Raw genomic sequence first — 16,407 nt, forward strand, 5'->3', positions numbered from 1 at the left:
CGGCCTGCGGCAGTGCATACGTGGTATACATACCCGGTATCCACTCGTCACGGGGACGAGCGGCGCACGGTCGGAGGCTCGGATGTCGGTCAAGCAGGCACTGCTCGCGCTGCTGGAGGAGGGTCCGCGCTACGGCTACCAGCTGCGCGCCCAGTTCGAGCACCGCACCGGGGCCACCTGGCCGCTCAACGTCGGGCAGGTCTACACGACCCTGACCCGGCTCGAGCGGGACGGGCTCGTCGAGGGCGCCGGCGCGGACGCCGAGGGCCACGTCGTCTACCGGATCACCGAGGCCGGCCGCGACGAGGTCGCCGCCTGGTTCACCACCCCGGTCTCGCGCACCCAGCCGCCGCGCGACGAGCTCGCGATCAAGCTGGCGCTGGCCGTCACGGTCCCCGGCGTCGACGTCGGCCGGGTGATCCAGCAGCAGCGCTCCGCCACCATGACGGCGCTCCAGGACTACACCCGCCTGAAGCGCCGCGCCGCCGCCGGCCAGGAGCGCGAGGACCTCGCGTGGTCGCTGGTCCTCGACTCGCTGGTCTTCGCCGCCGAGGCCGAGATCCGGTGGCTCGACCACTGCGAGGCGCGGCTGCGCCGGGCCGAGCTCGAACGACCGGAGACCCTGCTCGAGGAGATCCTCGCCGACGAGGCGGAAGCCCAGGCCCACCGATGAGCGCCGTGCTGCAGATGACCGACGTGAGCCGCGTGCACGGCTCCGGGGCGACCGAGGTGCACGCGCTGCGGGCCGTGTCCTTCGCCGTACGACCCGGGGAGCTCGTCGCCGTGATGGGTCCGTCCGGCTCCGGCAAGTCCACGCTGCTCACCCTCGCGGGCGGGCTCGACGCCCCGACGAGGGGAGTCGTCGAGGTCGAGGGCGTGGACCTGGCCGGGCTGGGCAACGCCGGACGGGCCCGGATGCGGCGTACGTCGATCGGCTACGTCTTCCAGGACTTCAACCTGATCCCCGCCCTGACCGCGGCCGAGAACGTCGCCCTGCCGGGCGAGCTCGACGGCGTCGGCGCGAAGGTCGCCCGCGCGGCCGCGCGGAAGGCGCTCGACGAGGTCGGCATCGGCGACCTGTGGGACCGGTTCCCCGACAACATGTCCGGCGGCCAGCAGCAGCGGGTCGCCATCGCCCGGGCGATCGTGGGCGAGCGACGGCTGATCCTCGCCGACGAGCCCACCGGCGCGCTCGACACCGAGACCGGCGAGGAGATCCTCCGGCTGCTGCGCGCCCGCTGCGACGCCGGCGCGGCCGGCGTGCTGGTCACCCACGAGGCCCGCCACGCGGCCTGGGCGGACCGGGTGGTGTTCCTGCGCGACGGCGTCGTGGTCGACGAGACCGGCTCCGACCGGGCCGACGTGCTGCTCGACTCGGGCTCCCCGCGATGAGGTGGCTCCGATCCTGGCGGCTGCCCCTGCGGCTCGCCAGGCGCGAGGCGGCGCGCGCACGCGGGCGCAGCGTGCTGGTGCTGGTGATGATCGCGCTGCCGGTGCTCGCGGTGACCGCCGCCGACGTCGTCATCCAGACCGCCCAGGTGTCGGCCGCCGAGGGGCTCGACCGTCGGCTCGGGTCGGCCGACGCCCTGATCACCTACCAGCCGGGCAGCGGCCAGGTGTTCCAGGACGTCGACCCGACGGTCTCGACGTCCAACGGCACGGGCGACACCGAGCAGGTGCTCCCCGAGCTGGCCGAGGTGGAGCAGGCCGTCGGTCCCGGCACGACCGGCATCAGCTGGGACCAGGGCAGCGTCGGGGTGGAGACCGCGAAGGGCGTCTCCGACACCGAGGTCAGCGAGCTCGACCTGCGCGACCCGCTGAGCGACGGCATCTTCGACGTCACCTCCGGGCGCCCGGCGGCCGCGACCGACGAGATCGTGATCAACCACGAGCTCGCGGACCGCGGCTTCGACCTCGGCGACGAGCTGACCGTCCGCGGCGGCGCGACGTACACGGTGGTCGGCATCGGCGACGGCACGTCGTACCACGGCTACCCGATGGCCGTCGGGCTGCCGGGCTCGCTCGGCCTGGCGGAGAAGCGCTACCAGGCCAGCTTCCTGGTCGGCGGGGGTGCGGTGAGCTGGGACCAGGTGCGCGAGCTCAACGCCGAGGGGGCGCTCGTGCTCTCCCGGGCCGTCGTGCTCGACCCGCCGCCACGCTCGGAGATCCCCGACGAGGTCAAGGCCTTCGAGAGCGGCACCGACTCGGCCATGGTCGCGGTCATCGTGCTGATCGTGGTGATGGCCCTGATCGAGGTGGTGCTGCTCGCCGGCCCCGCCTTCGCCGTCGGCGCTCGCCGGCAGTCGCGGGCGCTGGCGCTGATGGCCGCGACCGGAGGCACGCCACGCCAGGCGCGCCGAGTGGTGCTGGCCAACGGCGTCGTGCTCGGCGGCATCGGCGCCATCCTCGGCGTCCTGGTCGGACTGGTCGTCGCGTGGCTGTCGCTGCCGATCGTCCAGCACTTCTCGGACGAGCGGCTGGGTCCCTTCGACGTGCCGTGGCCGCACCTGCTCGGCATCGCCGCCTTCGGCCTGCTGAGCGCGCTGCTGGCCGCCGTCGTGCCGGCCTGGATCGCGTCCCGCCAGGACGTCGTGGCGGTGCTCGCCGGCCGTCGGGGCGACCGGCGACCGTCGCTGCGGTCACCCCTGCTCGGCCTGGTGCTGCTCGGCGTCGGCATCGCGGGCGCGGTGCTGGGAGCCAGTGGCCGGGGCGAGTTCTTCATCGCCGGCGCGGCGATCGCCGCCGTCCTCGGCATGATCCTGCTCGTCCCGGTGGTGCTCGTCGCGGTGGCCCGGCTGGCGCGCCGCTTCCCGTTGACACTGCGGTACGCCGTCCGCGACGCCGCCCGGCACCGCTCGCGCACCGTGCCCGCGGTGGCGGCCGTCGCCGCGACGGTCGCGGGGGTCGTGGCCCTCGGGATCGGCGTCACCAGCGACGAGGCGGAGAACGAGGGCACCTACGTCGCGTCCCTGCCGATGGGCACGGGGGTGGTGACCGACGCCTTCGCCGAGGGCGAGCAGTGGGACACCCTCCGGGCCGCCACCCTCCGGGGACTCCCGGAGGCCACGGTGACGCCGATGCAGGGGGTCGCCGAGGGTGGTGACGAGGAGAAGACGTCGTACTACGTCGAGGTGCTGGTCCCCGGCTCCGACGACAGCGAGGAGGACACGCGGCTGCTCGAGTACAGCTCGTCGGTGTTCGGCTCGTCGGTGCTCGTCGGCGACGAGCTGCCCTCCGCCCTCGACCTGCCGGCGTCCGCGCGGGGGCCGGCCGCCGCGACGCTGAGGTCCGGGGGAGCCGTCGTCTTCACCGATCGCGGGGTCGAGTCCGAGCGGATCGAGGTCGTCGCCCACCGCTACGACCCGGACGCGACCGACGAGAAGGTCACGCGGGTGACGGTGCCGGCGCTCGTGGTCCCCGTCGCCGACGGCCGGTCGGCGCCGGTCGCGGTCGTGACGACCGCGACCGCCGAGCGGGTCGGCGTACCCGTCGGCACCATGGGGCTGGCCGTCACCGGGGCCGGCGTGAGCGAGCAGCAGGAGTCCGACGCGCAGGAGGCGCTGGCCGGGATCGACGAGAACGCCACGCTCTACGTCGAGCGCGGCTACCAGACCGACGACGAGACGGTGATCGTCCAGCTGGTGCTGGGCGCGCTCGGCGCCGTGCTGATGCTGGGCGGCACCCTGACCGCGACCTTCCTCGCGCTCTCCGACGCTCGCGCCGACCTCGCCACCCTGTCCGCGGTGGGCGCGGCTCCGCGGACCCGGCGCGGGGTCGCGGCGGCGTACGCGCTCGTGGTCGGCATGGTCGGCGCCGCCCTCGGGGCGGCGGTGGGGCTGATCCCGGGCATCGCGGTCAGCTATCCGCTCACGCGGGGCTACGAGCCCGGGGCCGCTGCTCACTACCTCGACATCCCGTGGCTGCTGATCGTCGGCCTCGTGGTGGTGCTGCCCCTGCTGACGGCGCTGGTGGTCGGCCTCAGCGCCCGCTCGCGGCTGCCGCTGGTGGCCCGGCTGGACTGAGCCGGTCGGCGGGGTAGTCCCTGACGGAACGGGCGCGATCCGGGTCCGAAGACCCCGAAAGCGTCAGGGACTACCCCAAAAAAGCAGTCTTGACTGTTTGTTGTTGACGGGGCAGGCTGGCCTGGTGACGACAGCGGCCGGACCGACGCGGGTGCCCCAGGAGGAGCGCACCCGGGCGATGCGGGCCCGGCTGCTCGACGCGACCGTGGAGTGCCTGGTGCAGGTCGGCTTCGCGGGTACGTCGACCACGCTGGTCTCCGAACGGGCGGGCGTCAGCCGCGGCGCCCAGCTGCACCACTTCCCGACCAAGAACGACCTGGTCGTGGCGGCCGTCGAGCACCTCACCGAGAAGCGGGGCGCCGAGCTCGCGGCCGCGGCCGCGGCGCTGCCCCGGGGGCCCCGACACACCCGTGCGGTGCTGCAGATGCTGGGCAACCACTTCGCGTCGCCGGTCTTCAACGCCGCGCTCGAGCTCTGGGTCGCGGCCCGCACCGACGCCCAGCTGCTCGCCGCCGTCGGCCCGCTCGAGCAGCGCGTCGGCCGTGAGACCCACCGGCTGACCGTCGAGCTGCTCGGCGCCGACGAGTCCGTCACCGGCGTGCGCGAGCTGGTGCAGGCGACCCTCGACCTCGTGCGTGGCCTCGGGCTGGCCAACACGATCACCGACGACGCCCACCGTCGCGGCCGGATCCTCGACCGCTGGGCCGACGTGCTCGACAAGGAGATCTCGTGACGCTGCTCGACGACCTGCTCGACGACCTCAGGGCCGAGAGCGACCGGCTCTGGAGTGCCGTCGCCGGCCTCGACGACGACGGCTGGCAGAAGCCCACGCCCGCCGCCGGCTGGAGCGTCGCGACCACCGTCGCGCACCTGCTCTGGACCGACGAGGTCGCAGTCGCGGCGGCCACGGACCCCGACGCATGGGACGCGATCGTGCTCGAGGCGACGGGCGACCCGACGGGGTACGTCGACCAGCAGGCGGTCGAGGTCGCCCGCCTGTCGCCGCAGGCCCTGCTCGCCCGGTGGGGCAAGGCCCGCGAGGCCCTGCCCGCGGCCCTGCGTGCCTTCCCGGCCGGTCAGCGGATGCCGTGGTTCGGACCGCCGATGTCGCCGGCGTCGATGGCGACCGCGCGGTTCATGGAGACCTGGGCGCACGCGCTGGACGTGTACGACGCCCTCGGCATCGAGCCCGAGCGCACCGACCGGGTCCGGCACGTCGCGCACCTCGGCGTACGCACCCGGGACTTCGCCTACTCGGTGCAGGGGCTGCCGGCCCCGACCGAGGAGTTCCGGGTCGACCTGGTCTCGCCGTCGGAGGAGCAGTGGAGCTGGGGCCCCGAGGACGCCGCGCAGACGGTGACCGGATCGGCGTGGGACTTCGCCCTGCTGGTGACCCAGCGGGTGCACCGCGACGACACCGACCTGGTCGCGAGCGGCACCGACGCCGAGCAGTGGCTGACGATCGCGCAGGCCTTCGCCGGTCCTGCGGGCGGCGGGCGGTCACCTCGTGGCTGAGGCGATGAGGATCGGCAACTGCTCCGGCTTCTACGGCGACCGCCTGGCCGCGATGCGGCAGATGCTCGAGGGCGGCCGCGAGGACGGACAGCGCCTCGACGTCCTGACCGGCGACTACCTCGCCGAGCTCACCATGCTGATCCTCGGCAGGGACGCCATGAAGGACCCGTCGCTGGGCTACGCCAAGACCTTCGTGCGCCAGCTCGAGGACTCGCTGGGTCTGGCGCTCGAGCAGGGCGTCAAGATCGTCAGCAACGCCGGCGGGCTCAACCCCGCCGGCCTGGCCGACCGGCTGCGCGAGGTCGCGCGGGCCCTCGGGCTCGACCCGGTGATCGCCCACGTCGAGGGCGACGACGTACGCGACCTCGGCCTGCGCGAGGGCGCCCTGACCGCCAACGCCTACCTCGGCGGCTTCGGCATCGCCGCCGCCCTGGACGCCGGCGCCGACGTGGTCGTCACCGGCCGCGTGACCGACGCCAGCCTGGTCGTCGGACCCGCGGTCGCGCACCACGGCTGGACGTCGACGTCGTACGACGAGCTCGCCGGGGCCGTCGTCGCGGGCCACGTGCTCGAGTGCGGCACCCAGGCCACCGGCGGCAACTTCTCCGGCTTCAGGACCCTGCGCCACGACGGGCTCCCGCTCGGCTTCCCGCTCGCCGAGCTCGCGGCCGACGGCTCGAGCGTGATCACCAAGAACGCCGGCACCGGCGGAGCGGTCACCGTCGACACCGTCACCGCCCAGCTGCTCTACGAGATCCAGTCGACCCGCTACCTCAACCCCGACGTCACCGCCCTCCTCGACACCGTCGAGCTGCGCGAGGTCGGCACCGACCGCGTGTCGGTCTCGGGGGTGCGCGGCGAGGCGCCGCCCGAGCGGCTCAAGGTCTGCGTCAACGAGCTCGGCGGCTTCCGCAACACCGTGGAGTTCGTGCTGACGGGGCTCGACATCGACGCCAAGGCCGACTGGGTACGCGAGCAGCTGACCCCGGCGCTGACCGCCGCCGAGGTGGCCTGGACGCGCACCGCGCTGCCGCCCGCCGACGCCGACACCGAGGAGGGCGCGTCCTGCCTGCTGCGGTGCACGGTCAAGGACGCCCGGCCCGACCCGGTCGGCCGCGCCTTCACCAGCGCCGCGGTCGAGCTCGCGCTCGCGTCGTACCCCGGCTTCACCATGACCGCCCCGCCCGCCCCGCCCGCGCCGTACGGCGTCTATCGCGCGGAGTACGTCGACCGGGCGGCCGTCACCCACACGGTCGTCCACGCGGACGGTCGTCGGGAGGTGATCGCCGACCCCACGGAGTTCGCCACCGGCGACCACCGCGACAGCCTGCGCCCCTCGCCGTACCCGGCTCCCCGCGACTCCATCACCCGCCGCGCGGCGCTCGGCTCCTTCGTGCACGCCCGCTCCGGTGACAAGGGGGGCGATGCCAACCTGGGCCTGTGGGTGGTGCACGACGGCTCGGACAAGTACGACGCCCGCGTCACCTGGCTCACCAAGCTGATCACCGCGCGCAAGATCCGGGAGCTGGTCCCCGAGGCCGCCGATCTGGACGTCGAGGTGCACGTGCTGCCCAACCTGGGTGGCGTCAACGTGCTGATCCGCGGCCTGCTCGGCGACGGCGTCGCCGCATCGACCCGCTTCGACCCGCAGGCCAAGGGACTCGGCGAGTGGCTGCGCTCGCGGATCGTCCACATCCAGGAGGGACTCCTATGAGTGACCTGCGCGCCCTGGGCGCGGAGTTCGTACGTCGCGAGGTCGCGCCGCACCTGCAGGAGTGGGAGGACGCGGGCGAGATCCCCCGGTTGGTCCACCTGGCCGCGGCCAAGCAGGGGCTGCTCGGCATCTCCTTCCCCGAGGACGTCGGCGGTGAGGGCGGCGACGTCCTCGACACCGTCGACCTGCAGGAGGGCATGTTCGAGGCCGGCGCGTCGAGCGGCTTCATGGCGGCGCTCCTCACCGGCGGCATCGCCCTCCCGCACATCGCGGCCTCCGGCGACGCCGACCTGGTCGACCGGTTCGTGCGGCCGACGCTGGCAGGGGAGACGATCGGTGCTCTCGCGATCACCGAGCCCGGTGGCGGCTCCGACGTCGGCGCCATCACCACGACGGCCGTGCGCGACGGCGAGCACTACGTCGTCAACGGCGCCAAGACCTTCATCACCAGCGGCGTACGCGCCGACTTCGTCACCACCGCGGTGCGCACCGGCGGCGCCGGCGCCGGCGGCGTCAGCCTCCTGGTCGTCGAGAAGGGCACGCCCGGGTTCACCGTCGACCGGTCGCTGCGCAAGATGGGCTGGCACTGCTCCGACACCGCCGAGCTGTCGTACGTCGACGTGCGCGTGCCGGTCGCCAACCTGGTCGGCGAGGAGGGGTCGGGCTTCCTGCAGATCGCGGCCCAGTTCGTGGTCGAGCGGCTCGCGCTCGCGGTGCACGCGTACGGCATCGCCGCTCGCTCGCTCGACCTGACCGCGGCGTACTGCCGTGACCGCGAGACCTTCGGCAAGCCGCTGATCAGCCGACAGGTGGTGCGCCACCAGCTGGTCGAGATGCGCCGGCAGGTCGAGGTGGCCCGCACGTACACGCGCGAGGTGGCCGGCCGGCACTCTGCCGGCGAGCAGGTCATCGCCGAGGCCTGCATGGCCAAGCAGACCGCGGTCGACTGCGCGACGTACGTCTGCGACCGGGCCGTCCAGCTGCACGGCGGTTCCGGGTACATGCACGGGACCGAGGTCGAGCGGCACTACCGCGACGCCCGGATCCTGCCGATCGGCGGCGGGGCCAGCGACGTGCTGACGGACCTCGCCGCGAAGCTGATGGGGTACGCCTCATGAGCAACCGCGAGGCGATGCTGGAGAAGCTCGCCGACCTCGAGACCGAGCACGCGAAGGCCGTCGCCGGTGGTGGGGAGAGGTCGGTCGCGCGCCACCACGGCCGCGGCAAGCTGCTGCCGCGCGAGCGGATCGAGCTGCTGATCGACGAGGGCTCGGCGTTCCTCGAGCTGAGTCCGCTGGCCGGCTGGGGCTCCGACTTCACCGTCGGCGCCAGTGTGGTGACGGGCATCGGCGTCATCGAGGGCGTCGAGTGCCTGATCACGGCCAACGACCCGACCGTGAAGGGCGGCGCGAGCAACCCCTGGACGGTGAAGAAGATCTTCCGGGCCTCGCAGATCGCCGAGGAGAACGGGCTGCCGACGGTCTCGCTCGTCGAGTCCGGTGGCGCGGACCTGCCGACCCAGAAGGAGATCTTCATCCCGGGCGGCAAGCTCTTCCGCGACATCACCCGCGCCAGCGCTCGCAAGGAGCCGACGGTCGCGCTGGTCTTCGGCAACTCCACCGCGGGCGGTGCCTACGTGCCGGGGATGTCCGACTACACCGTGATGGTCAAGGGCCAGGCGAAGGTCTTCCTCGGCGGCCCGCCGCTGGTCAAGATGGCCACCGGCGAGGAGTCCGACGACGAGTCGCTCGGCGGCGCCGAGATGCACGCCCGCACGTCGGGGCTGGCCGACTACCTCGCCGAGGACGAGCACGACGCCATCCGGATCGGGCGGCGCATCATCGCCCGGCTGAACTGGCGCAAGGCAGGGCCGAGTCGGCGCCAGTTTGCGCAGTCTGGTGACAACTGGCGCCCACTCGGCAGGCAAACTGGCGCCGACTCGGCGTACGCCGAGCCCGACGAGGACCCGGACGGCCTGCTCGACCTGATCCCGGGCGACCTCAAGGAGCCCTTCGACCCGCGCGAGGTGATCCGCCGGATCTGCGACGGGGTGAGCGAGTCCAACGGCGTCGTCCTCGACGAGTTCAAGCCGCTCTACGGACCGTCGTTGGTCACCGGCTGGGCCAGGCTCCACGGCCGGCCGATCGGCATCCTCGCCAACGCGCAGGGCGTGCTCTTCTCGCAGGAGGCGCAGAAGGCCACGCAGTTCGTGCAGCTCGCCAACCAGACCGACACGCCCCTGCTCTTCCTGCACAACACCACCGGCTACATGGTCGGCCAGGAGTACGAGCAGGGCGGGATCATCAAGCACGGCGCGATGATGATCAACGCGATCAGCAACTCGACCGTCCCGCACCTGAGCGTGATCATGGGCGCGTCGTACGGCGCCGGCAACTACGGGATGAACGGCCGCGCCTTCGACCCGCGTTTCCTCTTCACCTGGCCCTCCGCGAAGTCCGCGGTGATGGGCCCGGCCCAGCTCGCCGGCGTGCTCGAGATCGTCGCGCAGCAGTCGGCCGAGTCCAAGGGCCAGACCTTCGACGCCGAGGGGTTCAAGGGCGTCAAGGAGATCGTCGAGGCCCAGATCGAGGAGCAGTCGATGCCCTACTTCCTGTCCGGGATGCTGTACGACGACGGGGTCATCGACCCGCGCGACACCCGGACCGTCCTGGCCATCTGCCTCTCGGTCATCGAGACCTCGGCGTACGCCGGCACCGACCGTTTCGGGGTGTTCCGCCCGTGATCGCCCGCCTGCTGGTCGCCAACCGCGCCGAGATCGCCTCGCGCGTCTTCCGCACCTGCCGCTCGCTCGGCATCGAGACGGTGGCCGTCCACTCCGACGCCGATGCGGACCTGCCGTACGTGCGCGAGGCCGACCACGCCGTCCGGCTCCCCGGCAACGTGCCGGCCGACACCTATTTGCGTGCCGACCTCGTGATCGACGCCGCGCGCCGTACCGGTGCCGATGCGATCCATCCCGGCTACGGCTTCCTCTCGGAGAACGCCGACTTCGCCCGCGCCGTCATCGGCGCCGGCTTGGTCTGGGTCGGCCCCGACCCGGCGTCGATCGACGCGATGGGCTCCAAGATCGAGGCCAAGCGGATCATGCGCGCGGCCGGCGTACCGACGCTCGAGGCACCCGACGAGCCGACCGAGGCCGACCTGCCGCTGCTGGTGAAGGCGTCCGCCGGTGGTGGCGGTCGCGGCATGCGCGTCGTGCGGACGCTCGCCGACCTGCCCGGCGAGATCGCGCAGGCCGAGGCGGAGGCGCTCTCGGCCTTCGGTGACGGCACCGTCTTCGTCGAGCCGTACGTCGAGCACGGGCGCCACGTCGAGGTCCAGGTCGTCGGCACCAGCGTGTACGGCGAGCGCGACTGCTCGGTGCAGCGGCGTCACCAGAAGGTGGTGGAGGAGGCACCGGCGCCCGGCCTGAGCGACCCGGTGCGTGCCGCCCTCCACGAGGCCGCGCGCAAGGCCGCCGAGGCGGTCGACTACCGCGGCGCCGGCACCGTCGAGTTCCTGTACGACGCGGCGACCGAGCGGTTCTTCTTCCTCGAGATGAACACCCGCCTCCAGGTCGAGCACCCCGTCACCGAGCTGGTGCACGGCGTCGACCTGGTGGCGCTCCAGCTCGCCGCCGCCGAGTCGTCCGCCTCCGGCATGGTGATGGACCGGCCTCAGGCGGACGACCCGCACGGGCACGCGATCGAGGTCCGGTTGTACGCCGAGGACCCGGCCGCCGGCTACCAGCCGCAGAGCGGCGTCCTGACGGCGTTCGAGATCCCGCTGGAGGACGGCATCCGCGTGGACGCCGGCTTCGAGAGCGGCAGCGAGGTGTCGACGCACTACGACGCCATGCTGGCGAAGGTCATCGCGCACGCACCGACCCGGGAGGCCGCGGCCCGCAAGCTGGCCGGCGTGCTGAGCCGCGCGAAGATCCACGGACTGGTCACCAACCGCGACCTGCTGGTGCGGATCCTGCGCGACGAGGCCTTCCTCGCCGGCGAGGTCAGCACCGCCTTCCTCGACGGTGACCTCGCGGCCCGCTCCGCCCGGACGGCGACCACGGAGGAGCAGCTCGAGGGGCGGACCGTCCCCGAGGCCGTGGCGGCGGCGATCGCGCTGGCCGAGGCGACCCGGCAGGCCCGCACCGTCCAGCGCGGCATCCCGGTCGCCTGGCGCAACGTCGTCTCCCAGCCGCAGCGGACCCTCTTCGAGGAGGTCAGCGTCGAGTGGTCCGGAGGCCGCGACGGCTACGTCGTCGACGGCTGCACGGTCGTGGCCGCCAGCCCCACCCGGGTGACCCTCGAGACCGACGGCGTGCGCACGACGTACGACGTGGCCGTGGTCGGTGCCGCGGTCGACGTGGACGGCCCGCACGGGCACGTCCGGCTGACGCGGGTGCCGCGGTTCGTCGACCCGGCCGACACGGTGGCGAGCGGCAGCCTGCTCGCGCCGATGCCGGGCACCGTCGTCCGGGTCGCCGTCGAGCCGGGCCAGTCGGTGAGTGCCGGCGACCCGGTGCTCGTCCTCGAGGCCATGAAGATGCAGCACACCGTGAGCGCGCCGTACGCCGGCGTCGTGACGGAGATCAACGTCAAGACCGGTGCGCAGGTCGCCTCCGGAGAAGTCCTCGCCGTCGTCGAAGGAGAAGAAGCATGACCACCACCCACGGGTTCACCGAGAGCGACGAGCGCCAGGAGCTGCGCCGGCAGGTCGCCAGGCTGGCCGGCAAGTTCGGCCGCGACTGGTTCACCGAGCGCGCCCGGGCCGGCGAGAAGACGACCGACCTCTGGCTCGAGATCGGCAAGAACGGCTACCTCGGCATCAACATCCCCGAGCAGTACGGCGGCGGTGGCGGCGGCATCGGCGACATCGCGGCCGTGTGCGAGGAGCTCGCCGCCCAGGGCTGCCCGCTGCTGCTGATGGTCGTCAGTCCGGCGATCTGCGGCACGATCATCAGCCGCTACGGCACCGAGGAGCAGAAGCAGCGCTGGCTCCCCGGCATCTGCGACGGCACCGGCACGATGGCCTTCGCGATCACCGAGCCCGACGCCGGCACCAACACCCACAACATCACCACCACGGCGCGCCGCGACGGTGACGGCTGGGTGCTCAACGGCCGCAAGATCTACATCTCCGGCGTCGACGAGGCCGACAACGTGCTCGTCGTCGCTCGCACCGAGGACGCGAGGACCGGCAAGCTCAAGCCCTGCCTCTTCGTGGTGCCGACCGACGCCGACGGCTTCGAGGCGCGGTCGATCCCGATGGAGATCGTCAGCCCCGAGCTGCAGTTCCAGGTCTTCATCGACGACGTCCGGCTGCCCGCCGACGCGCTCGTGGGCGACGAGGACGGCGGCCTCGTGCAGCTCTTCGCCGGCCTCAACCCCGAGCGCATCATGGCGGCCAGCTTCTCCACCGGCCTGGCCCGCTTCGCCCTCGACAAGGCGACGGCGTACGCCAAGGAGCGCGTGGTCTTCAAGGACGCCATCGGCGCGCACCAGGCCGTCGCGCACCCGCTGGCCCAGTCCCACATCGAGATCGAGCTGGCCCGGCTGATGACCCAGAAGGCCGCGGCCCTCTACGACGCCGGCGACGACCTGGGCGCCGGCGAGGCCGCCAACATGGCGAAGTACGCCGCCGCCGAGGCCGCCTGCGACGCCGCCGACCGTGCCGTGCAGACCCACGGCGGCAACGGGATCACCCAGGAGTACGGCATGGCCGGACTGCTGGTCGCGACCCGCGCGGGCCGGATCGCCCCGGTCAGTCGCGAGATGATCCTCAACTTCGTCTCCATGCACTCCCTGGGGCTGCCGAAGTCGTACTGACGCGCTTGCCATGATCGAACACATGTTCGATCATGGCAGGGTGGCGAGGATCCGGACCAGCGAGACGGCGAGCATCCTGCACGCCGACCTGGACTCCTTCTTCGCCTCCGTCGAGCAGCGCGACGACCTGCGACTGCGCGGGCGCCCGGTGATCGTCGGCGGCGGTGTCGTGCTCGCGGCCAGCTATGAGGCCAAGGCGTACGGCGTGAAGTCGGCGATGGGCGGGCGGCAGGCGCAGCGGCTCTGCCCCGACGCGATCGTGGTGCCGCCGCGCTTCGCGGCGTACGTCGAGGCGAGCCGCGCCGTCTTCGAGATCTTCGACGACACGACGCCGCTGGTCGAGGGCCTCTCGATCGACGAGGCGTTCCTCGACGTCGGCGGCCTGCGCCGGCTCGTGGGCGACCCGGAGACCATCGGCGCACTGCTCCGGCGACGGGTGCGCGACGAGGTGGGCCTGCCGATCTCGGTCGGCATCGCCCGCACGAAGTACCTCGCCAAGGTCGCGAGCGCGGTCTGCAAGCCGGACGGCCTGCTGCTCGTGGCCCCGGACCGCGAGCGGGAGTTCCTGCACCCGCTGCCGGTGGAGCGGCTGTGGGGAGTCGGCGCGATCACCGCCGGCAAGCTGCACGCCGACGGCATCCGGACGATCGGTGAGCTCGCGCGCCGCGAGGAGGCGGAGCTCAGCACCGCCGTGGGCAAGGCCGCGGGGCGGCACCTGTGGGCGCTGGCCAACCTGCGAGACCCCCGCCCGGTCGAGGTCGGTCGGCGACGCAGCTCGATCGGGTCGCAGTCGGCGATCGGCCGGGCCGGCCAGCGCAAGTCCCGCCAGGACCTGGACGCCCTCCTCGCCGGGCTGGTCGACCGGGTGGCCCGGCGGCTGCGCGACGGCGAGCGGATCGGACGGACGTTCACGCTCCGGCTGCGGTTCGACGACTTCGAGCGGGCGACCCGCTCGAGCACGATCCCCCGCTCGACGGCCTCCACGGTCACCTGGCTCGAGACCGGCCGCCAGCTGCTCGACGCGGCCTGGCCGCTGATCGAGGAGCGCGGATGCACGCTGCTCGGCATCACCATCTCCGGGCTCGGGGACGCGAGCGGTGAGGAGCAGCTCGAGCTCCCGCTCTTCGCGGCGGAGGCTGCGGCCGGGAGCCTCGATGTCGCGCTCGACCGGGTGCGGGACAGGTTCGGCTCGAGCTCGGTCCGGCGTGCGGTCCTGGTGGGCCGGCACGTCGGGCTGGAGATGCCCACGCTGCCGGACCCCGGCCCCGGTCCACGCTGACCGCCACGTCGTACGCCGACAGCCGACCTCGCTGCACCGACCAAGGCCGCGCTCACCGCCACGATCATCTGGACGCCGTGGGTCGTGCCGCCGGTGGTCGGCGTCGGACCTGAGTAGCGTGTGCGTGTGGGCAAGGTGATCGACGGCGCCGATCGCGCCCAGCGGAGGTTCCCTCCCGTCGGATTCCCGCTCGCCGTCATCTACAAGTTCTTCGACGACCAGGGCAACTACCTCGCCGCGATCATCACCTACTACGCCTTCGTCGCGATCTTCCCGCTGCTCCTTCTCGGCTACTCGATCCTCGGCCTCCTCATCCAGGACAACGACGCGCTTCGCGAGGAGCTGATCGACTCCGCGCTGGCCCAGTTCCCGATCATCGGCGACCAGCTCGGCCAGCCCGAGGGCCTCCAGGGGTCCACCGCGGCGATCGTGATCGGCTCCCTGGTCGCGCTGTACGGCGCGCTGGGGCTCGGCCAGGCACTGCAGAACGCGCTCAACATCGCCTGGTCCGTCCCGCGCAACAGCCGCCCCAACCCGCTGCTGCTGCGGCTCAAGAGCCTCGGCCTCCTGATGACCGCGGGGGTCGCGCTCCTGACGCTGTCGGTCGGCTCGGCACTGGCCTCCAACACCAAGGTCCTCGGCGAGACGATCACGTCCTACAGCTGGCCGATCACGGTGCTCAGCATCGTGGTCATGACCTGTGTGCTCACGGTGCTGTTCCGCTTCGGCACGTCGCGCGGCCACCGGTTCTGGGGCGCCGTGCCCGGGGCGCTGACGACGGCGCTGCTCTGGCAGGTCCTGCAGTACGCCGGGACGGCGTACGTCACCAAGGTCGTCACCGAGACCAAGGGCATGAACCAGACCTTCGCGGTCGTCCTCGGTCTGATCGGGATCATCTACATCGCCGCGGTCATGGGCATGATCGGCATCGAGGTCAACGTGGTGCTCAACCGGCGGCTGTGGCCCCGGGCGCTGCTCACCCCGTTCACCGACCGGGTCAACCTCACCGAGGCAGACAAGCGCGCCTACACCGGCTACGCGCTAGCCCAACGGCACAAGGGCTTCGAGACCGTCGAGGTCACCTTCACCGACACCCAGAAGCTGCGGCTGGTGGAGCAGCACCCCGACGACGACGCCGATCACGCGTCGTAGTCGACCAGCCGGGTGCGCAGTGCGGCGAGCAGGTCGTCGTCGAGGCCGAGCCCGTCGCGCAGGTAGCCGTCGACCGAGCCGTAGAGCTCGGTGACCGCGTCGTACGCCGTCTGCAGGTACGACGCGGCGACGACCATCGTCGGCTCGTAGACGGCCTTCTTGTCCTCGCCCAGGTGCTCGGCGATCAGGCCGAGGTACTTCTGCCGGGTGGCCGACGAGAACGTGTTGGTGAGCAGGTAGTCGGTCAGGATCGTCGCGCGGTCGACGCCGGCGATCTCGAGGAGGAGCGCGGCGGCCCACCCCGTGCGGTCCTTGCCGGCGGTGCAGTGGAAGAGCTGCGGCAGTGGTCCGGTGGCGAGCTCGGTGAGCAGCTCGGCGTACGCCGCCCGGGCCTCGGGTGCGCGGACGAACACGTCGTACACCTGGCGCATGACCCGCTCGGCCGCCGTGGAGTCCTCGAGACCGGAGACCAGCTCCATCGGGATGCCCGAGACCTCGACGTGGCGCCAGGTCGCTCCCGGCACCTCGACGTCGGGGTGCGCGTCGATCTCCATCTGGCCACGCAGGTCGTGGATGCGGGTGATGCCGAGCTCGGAGAGCGCCGTCGCGTCCGCAGAGGAGAGCTGGAGCTCGTTGGAGCGGAAGAAGACCCCCCGGCGGACGTGGCCGCCGCTCGCGACCGGGTAGCCCGACCCGGTGCCGGCGACGTCGCGGAAGTTGTCGGCGGAGGCCAGTCGGGCCAGCTCGCGCGGGGCGGTCTCGTCGGTGGTCGGCGCGTCACTCACGCCCGCAGCATAGGGCTGGCACCGTTACCTCCGGTCCACCTGCGCCGCCGGTCAGCGGCGCGCGGTGGTCGGCGGGTGCGTGTACGCCGACGGCTCCGACCCCTTGGTGGTG

The 16,407-nt window shown here is 72.7% G+C and carries 13 protein-coding genes; 12 read left to right on the forward strand and 1 reads right to left on the reverse strand.

Annotated features, from left to right (window positions below; genetic code table 11):
* The first annotated feature begins 82 nt into the window (after positions 1–82).
* From N542_RS24340 to N542_RS24345, 12 genes are all read left to right on the forward strand, one after another.
* Complete coding sequence (locus N542_RS24340; protein ID WP_051551594.1) at positions 83–673, forward strand: PadR family transcriptional regulator; 591 nt, start codon at positions 83–85, stop codon at positions 671–673.
* Positions 670–1,392, forward strand: a complete 723-nt coding sequence (locus tag N542_RS0110330) for an ABC transporter ATP-binding protein (RefSeq protein ID WP_028643848.1) — start codon at positions 670–672, stop codon at positions 1,390–1,392. The genes N542_RS24340 and N542_RS0110330 overlap by 4 nt, the downstream gene beginning before the upstream one ends.
* Positions 1,389–4,022: an ABC transporter permease gene (locus N542_RS0110335; protein ID WP_028643849.1), complete on the forward strand. Its 2,634-nt coding sequence runs from the start codon at positions 1,389–1,391 to the stop codon at positions 4,020–4,022. Before N542_RS0110330 ends, N542_RS0110335 begins: the two co-directional genes overlap by 4 nt.
* Positions 4,023–4,146: 124 nt before the next feature.
* Complete coding sequence (locus N542_RS0110340; RefSeq protein ID WP_028643850.1) at positions 4,147–4,755, forward strand: TetR/AcrR family transcriptional regulator; 609 nt, start codon at positions 4,147–4,149, stop codon at positions 4,753–4,755.
* Complete coding sequence (locus N542_RS0110345; protein ID WP_028643851.1) at positions 4,752–5,537, forward strand: TIGR03084 family metal-binding protein; 786 nt, start codon at positions 4,752–4,754, stop codon at positions 5,535–5,537. Before N542_RS0110340 ends, N542_RS0110345 begins: the two co-directional genes overlap by 4 nt.
* Positions 5,538–5,541: 4 nt before the next feature.
* Positions 5,542–7,251 carry an acyclic terpene utilization AtuA family protein gene (locus N542_RS0110350; RefSeq protein WP_036507499.1) on the forward strand — a complete coding sequence of 570 codons (1,710 nt, stop codon included), beginning with the start codon at positions 5,542–5,544 and terminating at the stop codon, positions 7,249–7,251.
* The gene (locus N542_RS0110355) at positions 7,248–8,369 is read left to right on the forward strand and encodes an acyl-CoA dehydrogenase family protein (protein ID WP_028643853.1); all 1,122 of its coding nucleotides are present in this window, start codon (positions 7,248–7,250) and stop codon (positions 8,367–8,369) included. Before N542_RS0110350 ends, N542_RS0110355 begins: the two co-directional genes overlap by 4 nt.
* Positions 8,366–9,994: an acyl-CoA carboxylase subunit beta gene (locus N542_RS0110360; protein WP_028643854.1), complete on the forward strand. Its 1,629-nt coding sequence runs from the start codon at positions 8,366–8,368 to the stop codon at positions 9,992–9,994. Before N542_RS0110355 ends, N542_RS0110360 begins: the two co-directional genes overlap by 4 nt.
* Entirely contained in the window at positions 9,991–11,913 is a 1,923-nt protein-coding gene (locus N542_RS0110365) for an acetyl/propionyl/methylcrotonyl-CoA carboxylase subunit alpha (RefSeq protein ID WP_028643855.1), read from the forward strand. Before N542_RS0110360 ends, N542_RS0110365 begins: the two co-directional genes overlap by 4 nt.
* Complete coding sequence (locus N542_RS0110370) at positions 11,910–13,079, forward strand: acyl-CoA dehydrogenase family protein (protein WP_028643856.1); 1,170 nt, start codon at positions 11,910–11,912, stop codon at positions 13,077–13,079. The genes N542_RS0110365 and N542_RS0110370 overlap by 4 nt, the downstream gene beginning before the upstream one ends.
* 40 nt (positions 13,080–13,119) lie before the next feature.
* Positions 13,120–14,358: a DNA polymerase IV gene (gene dinB, locus N542_RS0110375; RefSeq protein WP_028643857.1), complete on the forward strand. Its 1,239-nt coding sequence runs from the start codon at positions 13,120–13,122 to the stop codon at positions 14,356–14,358.
* A 126-nt stretch (positions 14,359–14,484) separates the two neighbouring features.
* Entirely contained in the window at positions 14,485–15,510 is a 1,026-nt protein-coding gene (locus N542_RS24345; RefSeq protein ID WP_051551596.1) for a YihY/virulence factor BrkB family protein, read from the forward strand.
* Here the strand turns inward: N542_RS24345 and N542_RS24350 are convergent.
* Entirely contained in the window at positions 15,498–16,295 is a 798-nt protein-coding gene (locus tag N542_RS24350; protein ID WP_051551597.1) for a tyrosine-protein phosphatase, read from the reverse strand. The two genes, N542_RS24345 and N542_RS24350, sit on opposite strands and share 13 nt — an antisense overlap.
* Positions 16,296–16,407: the final 112 nt, after the last annotated feature.

Source organism: Nocardioides sp. URHA0020, assembly GCF_000620705.1.
In the GTDB taxonomy this organism is placed as follows: Bacteria; Actinomycetota; Actinomycetes; order Propionibacteriales; family Nocardioidaceae; genus Nocardioides.